The sequence below is a fragment of the Streptomyces sp. NRRL S-646 genome (assembly GCF_000720765.1).
Classification (GTDB): Bacteria; Actinomycetota; Actinomycetes; order Streptomycetales; family Streptomycetaceae; genus Streptomyces.
In genome coordinates, this window is the sequence record NZ_JODC01000012.1 from 37,764 (window position 1) to 53,365 (window position 15,602).

Below are 15,602 nucleotides of genomic sequence, written 5' to 3' on the forward strand. Positions count from 1 at the left end.
GGGTTCGACAGGGACGGCCCCCGGTGCTCAGTTGGAGGCGAGCACCGCGGGGCGCCGGGAGGCGATGACCTTCCTCGCCAGCGCCTTCGGGCTGGTCAGGAAGCCCCAGCCCCACGACATGTGCATGGTGGCGAGAGCCACCGGGATCTGCAGCCGCGCCTTCAGCGGCAGGCCCTTGCCCGCCGGGACGGAGCCCAGGGCTATGGCCGCGAGGTAGCCGCCGGGGATCACAAGACCCCAGGGCGTCAGCGCCGCGCCGACCACGAGACCGGCCGCGATCGCCAGGACCGCCGTCGGCGGCGCGAGGTAGCGCAGGTTGATGGAGCCCTCGTGGTAGCGGGCGACGACGTGCCGCCAGCGGCCGTAGTCCTTGTACTGCTTGGCGAGGGCTTTGACCGACGGCCGCGGCCGGTACGACACCTTCAGCTCCGGCGAGAACCAGATCAGCCCGCCGGCCTCGCGGATCCGGAAGTTCAGCTCCCAGTCCTGGGCGCGGATGAACTCCTCGTTGTACCCGCCCTGCTGCTCCAGCGCCTCGCGCCGGAACACCCCGAGGTAGACGGTCTCGGCCGCCTGGGCCTCGCCACCGGTGTGGAAGGCGGCGTTGCCGACGCCGATCTTCGAGGTCATGGCGGCGGCGACCGCGTGCTCCCAGTCGTTCTCGCCCTCGGCGTGCATGATGCCGCCGACGTTCTGCGCGCCGGTCTCCTCCAGGAGCCGTACGGCCGTCGCGATGTAGTTCGGCGAGAGCATGCCGTGCCCGTCGACGCGGACGACGATCGGGTGCCGGGAGGCCTTGATCGCGGCGTTGAGGGCAGCGGGCGTACGGCCGGCCGGATTGGGGACGGTGTGGACGCGCGGGTCTGCGGCCACGAGCTCGGCGGCGATCTCGTCCGTGCGGTCCGAGGACGGACCGAGGGCGAGGACGACCTCCATCTCGCCGGCGTACTCCTGCGCGAGGATCGCTTGGACGGCTCCGCGCAGATGCCGCTCCTCATCGAGGACAGGCATGATCACAGAAACGGCGGGGAGCGGCGCGTCGGGGTTGGCGTTCATCGCCCGTTACGTTACCGCGAACGGGGGACACCTTTGCGCCCCGCCGGGGCGGTGGCCCGGGCCACAGATCGTATCGGCCTACGGTGCTCACGGTCCCACGTACGGCCGTCGCCCGGAGGTGTCCCCCTTGCCCACGCAGCCTCGGTCCGCCGCGCCCGCCCCTCCGCAGCGCCGCCCCCAGCCCGCGCGCACCCCACCGCCGCGCGGGCCGCGGCCTCCCGTACCGCGGAGGAAGCCGCGCTGGGTGATGCGGGCGGCGACGACCCTGTCCGTGGTCGTCCTCGCCTCCGCCGGGATCGGGCATGCCGTGGTCACCAGCCTGGATGCGGGCATCGCCCGGGTCGACCCGTTCAAGGACATGAAGAACCGCCCCAAGGCCGGTCACGGCATGAACGTCCTGCTGGTCGGCACCGACGGCCGCGACCGGATCAGCGAGGAGGAGCGGCACCGCTACCACCTGGGCGGCGAACCCTGCCACTGCACCGACACGATCATGATCGTGCACATCTCGGCGGACCGGGAACGGGCGACCGTCGTGAGCCTGCCGCGCGACTCGTACGCCATGACGCCCGCGCACACCGACGACAAGACCGGCAAACGGATCCCCGGCCACCCCATCAAGATCAACGCGGCGTACGCCGAGGGCGGCCCGAACCTCACCGTCCAGACCGTCGAGGACATGACCCATGTGAAGATCGACCACTATCTGGAGGTCGACTTCACCAGCTTCATGAAGACGGTGGACGTGCTCGGCGGAGTCTCCGTCTGCACCGCCTTCCCCCTGAAGGACACGTACACCGGACTCGACCTCCCCGCCGGGACGCACGTCCTCAACGGCGGACAGGCCCTGCAGTTCGTCCGCGCCAGACATCTGGACGCGGCCTCCGACCTCGGCCGGATGAAGCGCCAGCAGCGGTTCCTGGCGGCGCTCATCGAGCGCGCCACGTCCTCCGGGATCCTGCTGAACCCGATGAAGTTCCGGGACGTGACGCGGGCCGTGCTGGGGTCGGTGCGTGCGGACAAAGGTTTCGGCACGGACGAACTGCTCGACCTCGGGCGGGCGATGCGCAACTTCTCCCCCTCGTCCTCGGAGTTCACGACGGTGCCCATCGGGCAGATGGGGTACGTCGTGCCGGGCATCGGCGAGACGCTGAAATGGGACACCGCCAAGGCCGAGCGGCTCTTCCAGTCGCTGCGCGACGACAAGCCGCTGGCCGTGCGCCCGTCCCGCCCCCAGCCGGTGCCGGTCGAGGTGGACCCGCAGCAGATCCACGTCCAGGTCGAGAACGGCACGCCCACGGAGGGACTCGGCAAGCGCGTGGACGCAGCCCTGGCGGCGACGGGCTTCCGCACGACCCGGATGCCGGCGGACGCGGAGGACCACAGCCTGAAGCGGACGGTCATCGTCTACGACCCCGGGTGGGACCGGTCCGCGAAGGCGCTGGCCACCGCGCTGCCCGGGAGCGAGCTGCGGGAGGTGCAGGGGCTCGGGCCGACATTGAAGGTGATCGCGGGGGCCGACTTCAAGCAGGTGCGGCAGGTGCGGGCGGAGGCCGCGGACCAGGGGGAGCCCGGAGTGATGACGGGGGACCAGGAGATGTGCTCGTAACCCGAACGGACCTGTGCTGCGACCCCTGACGGAATGTCGGGGGTCGTGCGCTGTGCGGCAAAGGTGCGGATTGTTGGCTTCCGCCCGATGGCGCGCGGCGCCCGGCAGGCGTAGGAACAGAAGGGCACGGGGCCCACCCCCGGGCCCCTCTGCCTCTCAGGAGGAGCCATGACCCAGCCCGGAACCATGACCGCCATGAGCAAGGAGATGCAGGACTGCGTCCAGGCGTGCATGTCCTGCCACACCGTCTGCGAGGAGACCATGAGCTCCTGCATGCAGATGGGCGGCCAGGCCCAGATGCAGATCATGCGCGCGCTCATGGACTGCTCCGAGACGACCCGTATGTGCGCGGACATGATGATGCGCCGCTCACCCATGGCGGCCGAGATGTGCGCGATGTGCGCCAAGGCGTGCGACATGTGCGCCGAGGCGTGTATGTCCATGCCGGACGACAAGCAGATGATGCGGTGCGCGGAGGCGTGTCGGCGGTGTGCCGAGATGTGTCGTTCGATGTCGGGCGCCACTATGTGACGAGCGCCTGAGCGAGTATCAAGGGCACCCGCGCGCTGGGTGCCCTTGGTCATGTGCGGGCGGGGCTGCTGGCGTTGGACGGTGCCCGGCGTTGGTGCAGGCCGGGGCGGTGCGCGGCCCGGCGGTGCGGGGTGCGCGGCCCGGCGGTGCGGGGTGCCGCCTGCGCCCACCCGTGCCGCCCTAGGCGGCACGAATGCCCGCAGGCCACGGCAGACACAGTCGCCCGCAGGCTACGGCGGGCACGGCCGCCTGCGGGCTACGGCGGGCACGGTCGCCCGCGGGCTACGCAGGGGCGGCTACGTCGTGAAGAGTGGTTCCAGGGCCCGTTCCAGGTCTGTCGCCGTGCGGAAGTGCACCGGCTGCATTCCCAGGGCTGCCGCCGCCTCGGTGTTCTCCTCTGTGTCGTCGATGAACAGGCAGCGTTCGGGGCGTACGCCCGCCAGGTCGGCCGCGAGGCGGTAGATGCGCGGGTCCGGCTTGGCGAGGCCGACGCGGGCGCTGTTGACGACCTCGTCCGCGAGGTCGGCGAGGCCGAGCGCGGTGAGGTCGTCCTCGAGGCGGACGGTGGCGTTGCTGACGAGGACGAGCGGCACCCGGGTGCGCGCCCGGCGCAGCAGCGCGACCACCGTCTCGTCGGCCGTGAAGGGCGACTCCAGCAGGGCCGTGCCCAGGTCCCAGGCCGTGGCTTCCGGAACCAGCCCGGACAGGCCCTCGGCGATGGCCTGCACCCACTCCTGCAGGTCGACCCGGCCCAGCAGCACCGGCAGAGCGGTCTCCCGCGCGAAGGCGACCTTCGCGGTGGTGCCCTCGGCGAGCCCGGCGGCCCGCTCCAGGGCGTGCAGCCCGGAGGGGTCGTAGGACCGGATCACGTTGTCCACGTCGCAGAGCACCGCGTCGAACGGTGCTCTGCCAGGCCGCTCAGTCACCCGCGACCGTGACCTTCTGGTCGTTGTTCAGCTCGTCCACCAGCGTCTTGACCTTCGCCTTGTCCCAGACGAGGTTGCCGCCGGTGGAGCCGGAGATCGGCATGTTCATCGACGTGCCGTCACCGCCGCTGACGCCCTTCATCGCCCAGAACATGGACGCCAGGTCCCACAGGCTCATGTCCTTGTCGACGGTGAGCGAGTCCAGGCCCGCGCCCATGGTGGGGTACAGCTTGAAGGGGTTCAGGACCGTCGACGGGGTCGCCACCTGGTGCGCCAGGGCGGAGAGGAACTTCTGCTGGTTCTTGGTGCGCTGCAGGTCGGAGGTGGCGAAGGCGTGCCGGGTACGGACGAAGGCCAGGGCCTGCTCGCCGTTGAGCGTCTGCTCGCCCGACTTGAAGTCGGCGCCCGAGTACTTGTCCTTGAAACCCTTGTCGATGTTGATCGTCACGCCGCCGACCGCGTCCACGATGTTCGCGAAGCCTGCGAAGCCGATCTCCACGTAGTGGTCGATGTGCAGGCCCATGTTGGCCTCGACCGTGCGGACGAGCAGCGTCGGCCCGTCCTCCGCGTACGCCGCGTTCAGCTTCGTCTGCCGGCCCGTGGCCGGGTAGGTCTTGCCGGAGGTCGACCCCTTGTAGGAGGGGATCGTCACGTTCGAGTCGCGGGGCAGCGATATGAGCGTGTCGCCGCTGTCGCCGACGTGCAGGATCATCATCGAGTCGGTCCGCTTGCCCTCCGCGGACCCGGTGTGCAGCTGCTTCTTCTGCTCGGAGGACAGCCCGGCCCGGCTGTCGGAGCCGACGATCAGGTAGTTCGTGCCGTCGCCCGTCGCCGGCCGGTCGATGACCGTGGACAGGTCGACGTCCCGGTGCAGCTTGCCGTCGGCCCAGAAGTACGTGGCGACCGACGTCACGGCCAGCGCCGTGACCAGGGTTATCGCCGTCCACTTGATACGGCGCCGCCAGTTCGGCCGCGGCCGGTACTCGCCCGGGTCACCGGGACCGCCCGGCCCTCCGCCGCCGGGCGAGCCGTAGACGTGGCCGGTGTTGTAGCCGCTGTCGTAGCCGTCGTTCGCGGTGTCGGCGCCGCCGTACCCCTGGCCGTTGACGTACGAGGGCTGCTGGGGCACCCCGCCGCCGTACGGCTGGGCGGACGGGCCGGAGCCCCCGTACGCGCCCGAGGCAGGCCGGCGGACCTGCCGCATCGCGCGGGCACCCTCAGGGTGTGCGCTCGCGCTGCCGCGTCCGTACCGGTTGCGGTTGTCGTCGGACCATGCCTCGGGCCAATCGTTCATGGGGCCCAGTGTGCAGGGAGCAGCCATGCCCTTCACAAGAGTCGTAGGAAAATCAGGGCACGGCTGTTGCGAAGCCAACACAAAGTCCGCGGATGTCACCTCGGCATAAGGTGGAGGCCATGACAGACCAGGCCCCCGCCACGGAATCGGATACTCCGGATATACCGGAGGTCCCTGGCAAGCCCACCTCGGCGTCCCGGACCACGCTCAGTCACATCATGACGCACAACGACACGAACCTTCTGGGCACGGTGCACGGTGGCGTGATCATGAAGCTGGTGGACGATGCGGCGGGCGCGGTGGCCGGCCGGCACAGCGGCGGCCCCGCCGTCACGGCGTCGATGGACGAGATGGTGTTCCTGGAGCCGGTCCGCGTCGGCGACCTGGTCCATGTGAAGGCCCAGGTCAACTGGACCGGCCGGACGTCGATGGAGGTCGGGGTCCGGGTCCTGGCCGAGCGCTGGAACGAGTCGACCCCGCCCACCCAGGTCGGCTCCGCCTACCTGGTCTTCGCCGCGGTGGACGCCGACGGCAAGCCCCGCCGGGTGCCGCCGGTGCTGCCGGAGACGGAGAAGGACAGGCGCCGCTACCAGGAGGCCCAGATCCGCCGCACCCACCGGCTGGCGCGGCGGCGGGCGATCGTGGAGCTGCGGGAGAAGCGGGCGGCGGAGGGGCTCGACGACTGAGCCGAAGCGCACGACAGCCCCCGGCAGACACCGGGGGCTGTCGCATGAGCGAGGAACCGCGGAGTGCTACGGCAGGTTCCGCGCCATCACGATCCGCTGGACCTGGTTGGTGCCCTCGTAGATCTGGGTGATCTTCGCGTCGCGCATCATGCGCTCCACCGGGTAGTCACGGGTGTAGCCGTAGCCGCCCAGCAGCTGCACCGCGTCCGTGGTGACCTCCATGGCCACGTCCGACGCGAAGCACTTGGCGGCGGCGCCCTGGAAGGTCAGGTCCTTGTCGCCGCGCTCCGAGGCCGCCGCGGCCTGGTACGTGAGGGCGCGGGCGGCGGAGACCTTCATGGCCATGTCGGCCAGCATGAACTGGATGCCCTGGAAGTCGGCGATCGGCTTGCCGAACTGCTTGCGCTCCTGGACATAGCCCTTGGCGTAGTCGAGGGCGCCCTGGGCGACACCGAGGGCCTGCGCGGCGATGGTGATGCGGGTGTGGTCGAGGGTCTTCATCGCCGTGGCGAAGCCGGTGCCCTCCTCGCCGATCATGCGGTCGGCGGGGATGCGGACGTTGTCGAGGTAGACCTCGCGGGTCGGGGAGCCCTTGATGCCGAGCTTCTTCTCCGGGGCACCGAAGGAGACACCCTCGTCCGATTTCTCGACGACGAAGGCCGATATGCCCTTCGAGCGCTTCGAGGGGTCCGTCACCGCCATCACCGTGTAGTACTCGGAGACGCCCGCGTTGGTGATCCAGCGCTTCACGCCGTTGAGGATCCAGTGGTCGCCGTCGCGCACCGCCTTCGTCTTCATGCCGGCCGCGTCCGAACCCGCGTCCGGCTCGGAGAGGCAGTACGAGAACATCGCGTCGCCCTTGGCGAGCGGGCTCATGTATTTCTTCTTCAGCTCCTCGGAGCCGGAGAGGATCACGGGGAGCGAGCCGAGCTTGTTCACGGCCGGGATCAGGGACGAGGAGACGCACACGCGCGCGACCTCCTCGATCACGATGACCGTCGCCAGCGCGTCGGCGCCCGCGCCGCCGTACTCCTCGGGGACGTGCACCGCGTGCAGGTCGTTCGCGACCAGGGCCTCCAGGGCTTCCTGCGGGAAGCGGGCCTCCTCGTCCACGACGGCGGCGTACGGCGCGATCTTCGCCTCGGCCAGTGAACGGATCGCGTCGCGGAGCATGTCGTGCTCCTCGGACGGGCGGTACAGGTCGAAATCAGCCGATCCGGCCAAGGTTTCTCACGCTCCAAGGACGCTTCTGACGCACTGTGGTGATGGCGCTAATTACCGTTAAGTAACTCAAATTTTAGGGGGCGGTCCACGGGAGTGATACGTGAGCTTGGCGACAGCGGGAAAGCTGCCCGTGGAACCGCCCGACTATGCTCGGCTCCGCACTACCCACGTCCCCCTTCTGGAGCACTCATGGCCCTCAAGATCACCGTGATCGGCATCGGCTATCTCGGCGCGACACACGCCGCCGCGATGGCCGAGCTGGGCTTCGAGGTGCTCGCCCTGGATGTCGTACCGGAGAAGATCGAGAAGCTGGCGCGGGGCGAGGCCCCGATGTTCGAGCCCGGCCTCGACGAGCTGCTGCGCAAGCATGTCGCCGGGATCGAGGGGTCCACCGGGCGGCTCCGCGTCACCATGGACTGGGCCGAGGTGGGGGCCTTCGGCGACGTCCACTTCCTGTGCATCAACACCCCGCAGAAGCACGGCGAGTACGCCTGCGACATGTCGTACGTCGACTCCGCCTTCGCCTCCCTCGCCCCGCATCTGACCAGGCCCGCCCTGGTCGTCGGCAAGTCGACCGTGCCGGTCGGGTCCGCCGACCGGCTGGCCCGCTTCCTCGTCGAGAACTCCCCGGCCGGCGAGGACGCCGAGCTGGCCTGGAACCCCGAGTTCCTGCGCGAGGGGTTCGCCGTGGACGACACCCTGCACCCCGACCGGATCGTGGTCGGCGTGCGCAGCGAGCGGGCGGAGAAGCTGCTGCGCGAGGTGTACGCGACGCCGCTGTCCGAGGGGACGCCGTTCGTCGTCACCGACTTCCCGACCGCCGAGCTGGTGAAGACGTCCGCCAACTCCTTCCTCGCCACCAAGATCTCCTTCATCAACGCGATGGCGGAGATGTGCGAGGCCTCTGGTGGCGACGTCACCAAGCTGGCGGAGGCCATCGGCTACGACGACCGGATCGGCAAGAAGTTCCTTCGGGCCGGCATCGGGTTCGGCGGCGGCTGTCTGCCCAAGGACATCCGGGCCTTCATGGCGCGCGCCGGTGAGCTCGGCGCCGACCAGGCGCTGACCTTCCTGCGCGAGATCGACTCGATCAACATGCGGCAGCGCGGGCAGATGGTGGAGCTGGCGCGGCAGGCACTCGGCGGCGGGCCCTTCCTGGGCAAGCGGGTCGCCGTGCTCGGCGCCACCTTCAAGCCGGACTCGGACGACGTACGTGACTCCCCCGCGCTGAACGTCGCCGGCCAGATCCACCTCCAGGGCGGCCAGGTCACGGTGTACGACCCGAAGGGCATGGACAACGCCCGCAAGGTCTTCCCGACGCTCGGCTACGCCGACACGGCGCGGGAGGCCGTGCGGGGCGCCGACGTGGTGCTGCATCTGACCGAGTGGCGGGAGTTCCGCGAGCTGGACCCCGCGGCGCTCGGCGAGGTCACGGCGGCCCGGGTGATCCTGGACGGGCGCAACGCCCTGGACCCGGAGCTGTGGCGCAAGGCGGGCTGGACGTACCGGGCGATGGGGCGCCCCACGGCCTGATCTCTCTGACGAGACTCGTGCAGGACGACGCCGGTTCGGCCGAGGCTCAGTCGGCCGAACCGGCGTCTTGTTGCATTCTGCACCACTGGCACCCGGTGCGGCCGCTGAACTACTTCGCCCGGTACCGGCGCATTTTCGCGCGCGCCCCGCACACCTGCATGGAGCACCAGCGGCCGCGGCCGGCCGGGCTGCGGTCGTAGTACGCCCAGTGGCAGGTGACCGACTCGCAGGCCTTGAGGCGGGTCCAGGTGCCGTCGACGAGGGACTGGGCGACGGCGGCGGCGATACGGGAGTGCAGTGGGCCTGCGTCGGCGGCGGCGAGGGCGGCCGAGCCGTCCGCGGGGTCGACCGTCAGGCGCAGGGGTGCGGACGACAGCAGGTCGTCCAGGGGCGTGACCCGGGCGTGCGGCGGATGGCCCGCGTGGGCCAGCAGCGCGGCTCGCAGTGATTCGCGCAGTTCGCGTGCCGCGGGGACCTCGTCCTCGGTGAGGCCGAAGGGCGCGCGGCCGTCCGCCGTGTCGAGGGCGTCGGCCCCCGACTCGATGTCCAGCGTGTTCACCAGGGACTCCACCAGAGCCAGGCTCCCCGGTGCGGCCGTCCGCTCACTCATGGCTGCGCGCCACCTCCCGAATTTCCCTTGCGACGTTACCTCCTATGCGGGAGCATGCAGTAACCGTTACCTGTTGCCCGGATCTACGGGTAACGTCGTCTTCGAGGAGGAGTCATGGCTCTCGCCAAGCTGGGTGCCGTAGTCCTGGACTGTCCCGACCCCGCCGCGCTCGCCGGTTTCTACGCCGGGATCCTGGGCGGCACCGTCGAGGCCGAGGAGGGCTGGGCCGACCTCACCACCCCCGACGGCCGGGCGCTGGCCTTCCAGGCCTCCCCCGGTTTCGTCGCCCCCGAGTGGCCCGCGCCCGACCACTCGCAGCAGTTCCACCTGGACCTGACCGTCGACGACCTGGACGCGGCCGAGGCGGGTGCGCTGGCTCTCGGCGCCAAGCCGCTGGACGCCGACGACCGCTCGCGGACCTGGCGGGTTTACGCGGATCCGGCCGGGCACCCGTTCTGTCTCTGCGCCTGCTGAACCGGGAGGACACCATGCCAGTGGCCCGCTTCCGCTCCGTCGTCCTCGACTGCCCCGACCCGCGCGGCCTCGCCCGTTTCTACGCGGGCGTCGCGGGCGGTACGCCCGAGGAGGAGGACCCCGACTGGGTCGTCCTGCACGTCCCCGGCGGGCCCCGGCTCGCCTTCCAGCGGGCGGAGGGCCTCACCCCGCCCGAGTGGCCGCGCGCGGACCGCAACTCGCAGCAGTTCCACCTCGACTTCGACGCCGGGTCGACGTGGGAGGAGATCGACGCGGCGCACGAGAAGGTGCTGGCACTGGGGGCGCGGCCGCTGGACCTGGAGGACCGGGAGAAGAAGGACTTCCAGGTGTACGCCGACCCGGCCGGGCATCCGTTCTGCCTGTGCCGGATCAGCGAGCCGTAGACCGGCCGTCGAGTTCCGCGATCGTCGCCGTCGAGGGCTCCCGGCGCTGCTGGAGCGCCCGGGCCGTGAAGTCGGCGGTGCGCAGGACGCGCTGGACGTTTCCCCAGGTCAGCAGGGCGATGTCGGGCTCGGACCAGCCGCGGTGCAGGAGTTCGGCGATGAGGTGCGGGTAGCAGGAGGCGTCGCCCAGGTCCTGGGGGTGGGCGGTGCCGGCGTCGTAGGTGCCGGACAGGCCGACGCACTCAGGTCCCGCCACCTCGCGCACATGGTCGAGGTGGTCGGCGACGTCGTTGACGGAGGGGCCCGTCTGTTCCGGCGTCAGCGGCACCATGCACAGGCCCTTGGCGGTGCCCACCCGGGCGAGCAGCTCGTCGGAGAGGTTGGCCGGGTGGGGGCGCAGGGTGCCGGCGGCGGAGCGGGTGAACAGGACCGGCGCCCTGGAGACCGCCAGGGTGCGGTCGACGGTGTCGGCGGAGGCGCCGGAGAGGTCGGCGAGCACACCGAGCCTGTTCATCTCCCGCACGACTTCCTCCCCGAACCGGGTGAGCCCGTCCTCGCTCGCCCAGGACACCCCGGACAGCGTGAGGATGCGCAGGCCGAGGGTGTACAGGGCGCGCAGGATGCCGAGGGAGTCGCCGAGCGCGGCGGCTTCGGCGGGGCCGAGCAGGAGGGCGATACGGCCGCAGTTGTGGGCGTCGGTGGCCTGCCCGGCGGTGCAGACGATGCGCAGCCCGTCGGGGTGGGCCCGCATCACGGTGTTCACGAGGTCCAGCTGCTCCAGGGTCTCGACGACGATCTGCTCCCCGGTGATGCCTTCCGGCAGGTGCAGCGAGCAGAAGAGCATGCCCACATGCCCTTCCTGCAGCCGCGGCACGTCCGTGTCGACGTCACTCTCGCCGAGTTCCAGGTCGTACCAGGACAGATGCCGGAGGGCCCATGGGAGCCCGCTGTAGCCGTCGGCGACGGGATGGACGGCGAGGATGGCGTGGGCGCGCTCCATCGGGGCGGCGCCCGGATCGGAGACGGGCTTGTACGGCCCGGCCTGGAAGGCTTCCGGCAGGCCGATGCCGTCAAGCTCCCCGACGGTGTGCAGTTCGTCGTCCTGGAGGTCTGCCATGGCGGGCTCCGTACGTCGTGAATCGTCCCCAAGGGGTACGGTCACCGTCGCACGGGGGCGCGGGGCGCTTCCTGGTGAGCGGGGCGTTCGGGGGTACGGGACCCGGCTCGGCGCTCCTGAGCCGCCTGGATGACCTCGTCCGGTCGCGTTCCGCGGTGAGGCCGGCGACCAACCGCGGTCGGCCGATCGCGCGGGTCGGCTGTGACAGCCCGTCCGGCGTTTGGGGACGAGGCCCGTTCAGGGCCGACAGCCGGGGCCTGGGGGCGGCAGCCCCCAGAGAGGGCGACACCGACGCCGGGCGACCACAGGGCCGGCGCCGGTCGCGGTCGCGCCCTCTCCCGTACCGCTCGCCACGCCGGACAGGGTGACGCGGCTGCGTCGGGGCGCTCCGATGTACGTGGGCGGGGCGGGCGGCCACACCGAACGCCCCGCCCTCGACGGTCAGCCGTCCAGCGACTCGATCGTCGCGTTGGACGCCGGGCGGGTCGCCTGGAGCTCGCGCGCCACGTCCTCCGCCGCGCCCAGTACCCGTACCGAGTTCTGCCAGGTCAGCTTGGCCAGGTCGGGCTTCGACCAGCCTCTGTCCAGGAGTTCGGCGATCAGGTTCGGGTAGCCCGAGACGTCGTTCAGGCCGTCCGGGGTGAAGGCCGTGCCGTCGTAGTCGCCGCCGATGCCGAGGTGGTCGATGCCGGCGACCTCACGCATGTGGTCCAGGTGGTCGGCGACCGTCGAGACCGTGGCGACCGGGCGCGGGGTGCGTTCCTCGAAGGCGCGGTGCACCTTCATCGCCTCGGGGGTCGTGTCGAGGTGGTGGAAGCCCTGGGAACGCAGGTTCTCGTCCGCCGCGGCCGTCCAGTCCACGGCGGCCTGGAGCACGAACTTCGGCACGAAGGTCACCATCGCCACCCCGCCGTTGCCCGGCAGGCGTTCGAGGACGTCGTCCGGGATGTTGCGCGGGTGGTCGCACACGGCACGCGACGAGGAGTGGGAGAAGATCACCGGCGCGGACGTGGCGTCCAGCGCGTCCCGCATCGTCGTCGCCGCCACGTGCGACAGGTCGACCAGCATGCCGAGGCGGTTCATCTCCCGGACCACCTCGCGGCCGAAGGCCGACAGACCGCCGACGTTCGGCTCGTCGGTCGCCGAGTCCGCCCACGGGTTGTTGTCGTTGTGGGTGAGCGTCATGTAGCGCACGCCCAGCCCGTACAGACCGCGCAGCGTGCCGAGCGAGCAGGCGATGGAGTGGCCGCCCTCCGCTCCCATGAGGGAGGCGATACGGCCCTCACCGCGCGCCCTCTCCATGTCGGCGGCCGTCAGCGCGGGCGCCAGGTCCGCGGGGTAGCGCGCCAGCAACTGCCGTACGCAGTCGATCTGTTCGAGCGTCGCGGGCACCGCGTCCGGCAGGTCCGAGGGGACGTACACCGACCAGTACTGCGCACCGACGCCGCCCTCGCGCAGGCGCGGGATGTCGGTGTGCAGATATGCGTTCTGGTGTGCGGCGATGTCGCGGGCGTCGAGGTCGTAGCGGACCTGCTTGCGCAGCGCCCAGGGCAGGTCGTTGTGGCCGTCGACGACCGGGAACTCGCGCAGGAGCTCCCGGGCCGCCGACGACGAGGCGGAGGTCATCGCCGTCACTTCCGCGAGCCGAAGCCGAAGCCGTTCGAGCCCTCGACCTTGGTGCGCAGGCGCTTGCCCTTCTCGGTGGCCTGGTCGTTCAGTTCCTGCTGGAACTCCCGCATGCGGCCGAGGAGTTCGTCGTCCTGCGTGGCCAGGATGCGGGCCGCGAGCAGGCCGGCGTTGCGGGCGCCGGCGACGGACACGGTCGCGACGGGCACGCCGGCCGGCATCTGCACGATCGAGAGGAGGGAGTCCATGCCGTCCAGGTACTTCAGCGGCACCGGGACGCCGATGACCGGCAGCGGGGTGACGGAGGCCAGCATCCCGGGGAGGTGGGCGGCGCCCCCGGCGCCCGCGATGATCACCTTGAGCCCCCGCTCGGCGGCCTGCTCGCCGTACGTGATCATCTCTCGCGGCATGCGGTGCGCGGAGACGACGTCGACCTCGTAGTCGATCTCGAACTCGTCGAGGGCCTGGGCGGCGGCCTCCATGACGGGCCAGTCGGAGTCCGAACCCATGACGATGCCCACGACCGGGCCGGAATCAAAGGGGTGCGCGTCAGCGCTCGTTGAGGGGCGGTGGTCGGGTGACGGGAGGGCGCTCATTCGGTGATCGTGCCTCTCAGGTAACCGGCTGCGTGACGTGCGCGCTCGAGGACGTCGTCCAGGTCGTCGCCGTAGGTGTTGACGTGGCCCACCTTGCGGCCGGGCTTCACGTCCTTGCCGTACATGTGGATCTTCAGCCGGGGATCGCGGGCCATGCAGTGCAGATACGCGGAGTACATGTCCGGGTAGTCCCCGCCGAGGACGTTGACCATCACGGTCCACTTGGTGCGCGGCCGCGGGTCGCCGAGCGGGAGGTCGAGGACCGCGCGGACGTGGTTGGCGAACTGCGAGGTGATCGCGCCGTCCTGGGTCCAGTGGCCGGAGTTGTGCGGGCGCATCGCGAGCTCGTTGACGAGGATGCGGCCGTCGCGGGTCTGGAACAGCTCGACGGCGAGGTGGCCGACGACGTCCAGTTCCTTGGCGATGCGCAGCGCCATCTCCTCCGCCTGCAGGGCGAGGGGCTCGTCGAGGTCGGGCGCGGGCGCGATCACGGTGTCGCACACGCCGTTCACCTGCTGGGACTCGACGACCGGGTACGCGACCGCCTGGCCGTGCGGGGAGCGCACGACGTTCGCCGCCAGCTCCCGTACGTAGTCGACCTTCTCCTCGGCGAGGACCGGGACGCCGGCGCGGAACGGGTCCGCAGCCTCCTCCGCGGACTCGACGACCCACACGCCCTTGCCGTCGTAGCCGCCGCGGACGGTCTTGAGGACGACCGGGAAGCCGTCGCCCTCCGCCGCGAAGGCCACCACGTCGGCCGGGTCGCTCACGATCCGGTGCCGCGGGCACGGCACCCCGATCGCGTCGAGCCGCGCGCGCATCACGCCCTTGTCCTGGGCGTGCACGAGCGCATCGGGGCCGGGGCGCACGGGGATGCCGTCCGCCTCCAGCGCCCTGAGGTGCTCGGTGGGTACGTGTTCGTGATCGAAAGTGATCACATCGCAGCCCCTCGCGAACTCACGCAGCGTGTCGAGGTCGCGATAGTCGCCGATGACGACATCGCCGACGACCTGCGCCGCGGAGTCCTGAGGGGTGTCACTGAGGAGCTTGAACCTGATGCCGAGCGGGATGCCTGCCTCGTGTGTCATACGAGCGAGCTGGCCTCCGCCGACCATGCCGACTACCGGGAACGTCACGCCCCTAGGGTATCGGCCGCGCCACCCTGGCCGGTTTCCGGCCGTTTCCGGGGCCTCTTACCCCCGCCTTTCCGGGCTTTTCCGGTCCTCTTCCCGACCTCTATCCGACCTGTGAACACAACCACGGGCGTTTGAGAAGGGGGGTGGTTAGCATGGCTGAGTTGACGAAACCGACCGAATGGGGGCCTGCACGGCCATGGGACATGGTTCCGGCGGGCTGCGAAGGCTCGCACACGAGGTTGCCAAGTTCGGTGCGGTGGGTGCCCTGGGCACCGTCGTGAACTTCGGAGTCTCCAATCTGCTCTGGCACCTCACGAGCCTGCAGGCCGTACGCGCCAACGTGATCGCCACCGTGGTCGCGATCGGCGTCAACTACCTGGGCTTCCGCTACTTCACCTACCGTGACCGCGACAAGAGCGCCCGGACCAAGGAGCTCTCGCTCTTCCTGGCCTTCAGCGCGGTCGGCCTGGTGATCGAGAACGGCATCCTGTACGCGGCCATCTACGGCTTCGGCTGGGAGAGCTCGCTGCAGCGCAACATCTTCAAGGTCGTCGGCATCGGGCTCGGCACGCTGTTCCGGTTCTGGTCGTACCGCACGTGGGTGTTCAAGGCACTGCCCGCCCACGAGGCCGTCGCAAGCGCCGAATCGTTCCTGGAGGCCCAGGCCGCCGAGGCCGACCGCCCGAAGCCCGAGGCACGCGTCAGCTGAGCGCCCCAAAGGGGCGCGGGGCTGTGACATGTGCGGCTCCGCCGCGCGGGCACGACCAGCCACGATGGCGC

The 15,602-nt window shown here is 70.7% G+C and carries 16 protein-coding genes; 7 read left to right on the forward strand and 9 right to left on the reverse strand.

Annotation, left to right across the window (positions count from 1 at the left end; all coding sequences use genetic code 11):
- Positions 1-27: 27 nt before the first annotated feature.
- Positions 28-1,056 carry a glycosyltransferase family 2 protein gene (locus IH68_RS0131280; protein ID WP_030941686.1) on the reverse strand — a complete coding sequence of 343 codons (1,029 nt, stop codon included), beginning with the start codon at positions 1,054-1,056 and terminating at the stop codon, positions 28-30.
- A gap of 247 nt (positions 1,057-1,303) precedes the next feature.
- Here IH68_RS0131280 and IH68_RS0131285 point away from each other — a divergent pair, with 247 nt between their 5' ends.
- Entirely contained in the window at positions 1,304-2,665 is a 1,362-nt protein-coding gene (locus tag IH68_RS0131285) for an LCP family protein (RefSeq protein WP_030941688.1), read from the forward strand.
- A gap of 168 nt (positions 2,666-2,833) precedes the next feature.
- The gene (locus tag IH68_RS0131290) at positions 2,834-3,196 is read left to right on the forward strand and encodes a four-helix bundle copper-binding protein (RefSeq protein ID WP_030941690.1); all 363 of its coding nucleotides are present in this window, start codon (positions 2,834-2,836) and stop codon (positions 3,194-3,196) included.
- Positions 3,197-3,492: 296 nt separating this feature from the next.
- On the opposite strand, the gene IH68_RS0131295 is transcribed toward IH68_RS0131290, so the two are convergent.
- Together IH68_RS0131295 and IH68_RS0131300 are read right to left on the reverse strand one after the other, a co-directional pair.
- Positions 3,493-4,122 carry an HAD family hydrolase gene (locus IH68_RS0131295; protein ID WP_030941691.1) on the reverse strand — a complete coding sequence of 210 codons (630 nt, stop codon included), beginning with the start codon at positions 4,120-4,122 and terminating at the stop codon, positions 3,493-3,495.
- Positions 4,115-5,416: an LCP family protein gene (locus IH68_RS0131300; RefSeq protein ID WP_030941693.1), complete on the reverse strand. Its 1,302-nt coding sequence runs from the start codon at positions 5,414-5,416 to the stop codon at positions 4,115-4,117. Before IH68_RS0131300 ends, IH68_RS0131295 begins: the two co-directional genes overlap by 8 nt.
- A 92-nt stretch (positions 5,417-5,508) precedes the next feature.
- Between IH68_RS0131300 and IH68_RS0131305 the strand changes: the two genes are divergently transcribed.
- Entirely contained in the window at positions 5,509-6,102 is a 594-nt protein-coding gene (locus IH68_RS0131305; protein WP_078912691.1) for an acyl-CoA thioesterase, read from the forward strand.
- Between the two features lie 66 nt (positions 6,103-6,168).
- Here IH68_RS0131305 and IH68_RS0131310 read toward each other — a convergent pair whose 3' ends face one another.
- A complete protein-coding gene (locus tag IH68_RS0131310) occupies positions 6,169-7,326 on the reverse strand; it encodes an acyl-CoA dehydrogenase (RefSeq protein WP_030941698.1) in 1,158 nt (385 codons plus the stop codon).
- 189 nt (positions 7,327-7,515) lie between these two features.
- Here IH68_RS0131310 and IH68_RS0131315 point away from each other — a divergent pair, with 189 nt between their 5' ends.
- Positions 7,516-8,859, forward strand: a complete 1,344-nt coding sequence (locus tag IH68_RS0131315) for a UDP-glucose dehydrogenase family protein (protein WP_030941700.1) — start codon at positions 7,516-7,518, stop codon at positions 8,857-8,859.
- Between the two features lie 109 nt (positions 8,860-8,968).
- On the opposite strand, the gene IH68_RS0131320 is transcribed toward IH68_RS0131315, so the two are convergent.
- Positions 8,969-9,469 (reverse strand): CGNR zinc finger domain-containing protein, encoded by a 501-nt coding sequence (locus tag IH68_RS0131320; RefSeq protein ID WP_030941702.1) that lies wholly within the window; start codon positions 9,467-9,469, stop codon positions 8,969-8,971.
- A 114-nt stretch (positions 9,470-9,583) separates the two neighbouring features.
- Here IH68_RS0131320 and IH68_RS0131325 point away from each other — a divergent pair, with 114 nt between their 5' ends.
- On the forward strand, positions 9,584-9,943 hold the full coding sequence (locus tag IH68_RS0131325) for a VOC family protein (protein WP_030941704.1): 360 nt from the start codon (positions 9,584-9,586) through the stop codon (positions 9,941-9,943).
- Positions 9,944-9,957: 14 nt separating this feature from the next.
- Positions 9,958-10,347 (forward strand): VOC family protein, encoded by a 390-nt coding sequence (locus tag IH68_RS0131330; RefSeq protein WP_030941706.1) that lies wholly within the window; start codon positions 9,958-9,960, stop codon positions 10,345-10,347.
- On the opposite strand, the gene IH68_RS0131335 is transcribed toward IH68_RS0131330, so the two are convergent.
- The 4 genes from IH68_RS0131335 to IH68_RS0131350 all read right to left on the reverse strand — a co-directional run bounded on the left by IH68_RS0131335 (position 10,334) and on the right by IH68_RS0131350 (position 14,822).
- Positions 10,334-11,464, reverse strand: a complete 1,131-nt coding sequence (locus IH68_RS0131335) for a dipeptidase (protein ID WP_030941708.1) — start codon at positions 11,462-11,464, stop codon at positions 10,334-10,336. The two genes, IH68_RS0131330 and IH68_RS0131335, sit on opposite strands and share 14 nt — an antisense overlap.
- Before the next feature lie 441 nt (positions 11,465-11,905).
- Positions 11,906-13,090, reverse strand: a complete 1,185-nt coding sequence (locus IH68_RS0131340; RefSeq protein ID WP_030941710.1) for a dipeptidase — start codon at positions 13,088-13,090, stop codon at positions 11,906-11,908.
- A 5-nt stretch (positions 13,091-13,095) separates the two neighbouring features.
- Positions 13,096-13,599, reverse strand: coding sequence for a 5-(carboxyamino)imidazole ribonucleotide mutase (gene purE / locus IH68_RS0131345; RefSeq protein ID WP_030941712.1), 504 nt, complete (start codon positions 13,597-13,599; stop codon positions 13,096-13,098).
- An 83-nt stretch (positions 13,600-13,682) separates the two neighbouring features.
- On the reverse strand, positions 13,683-14,822 hold the full coding sequence (locus IH68_RS0131350; RefSeq protein WP_030941714.1) for a 5-(carboxyamino)imidazole ribonucleotide synthase: 1,140 nt from the start codon (positions 14,820-14,822) through the stop codon (positions 13,683-13,685).
- Positions 14,823-15,018: 196 nt separating this feature from the next.
- Between IH68_RS0131350 and IH68_RS0131355 the strand changes: the two genes are divergently transcribed.
- Positions 15,019-15,531 carry a GtrA family protein gene (locus IH68_RS0131355; protein ID WP_037885592.1) on the forward strand — a complete coding sequence of 171 codons (513 nt, stop codon included), beginning with the start codon at positions 15,019-15,021 and terminating at the stop codon, positions 15,529-15,531.
- The last annotated feature ends 71 nt before the right edge of the window (positions 15,532-15,602 follow it).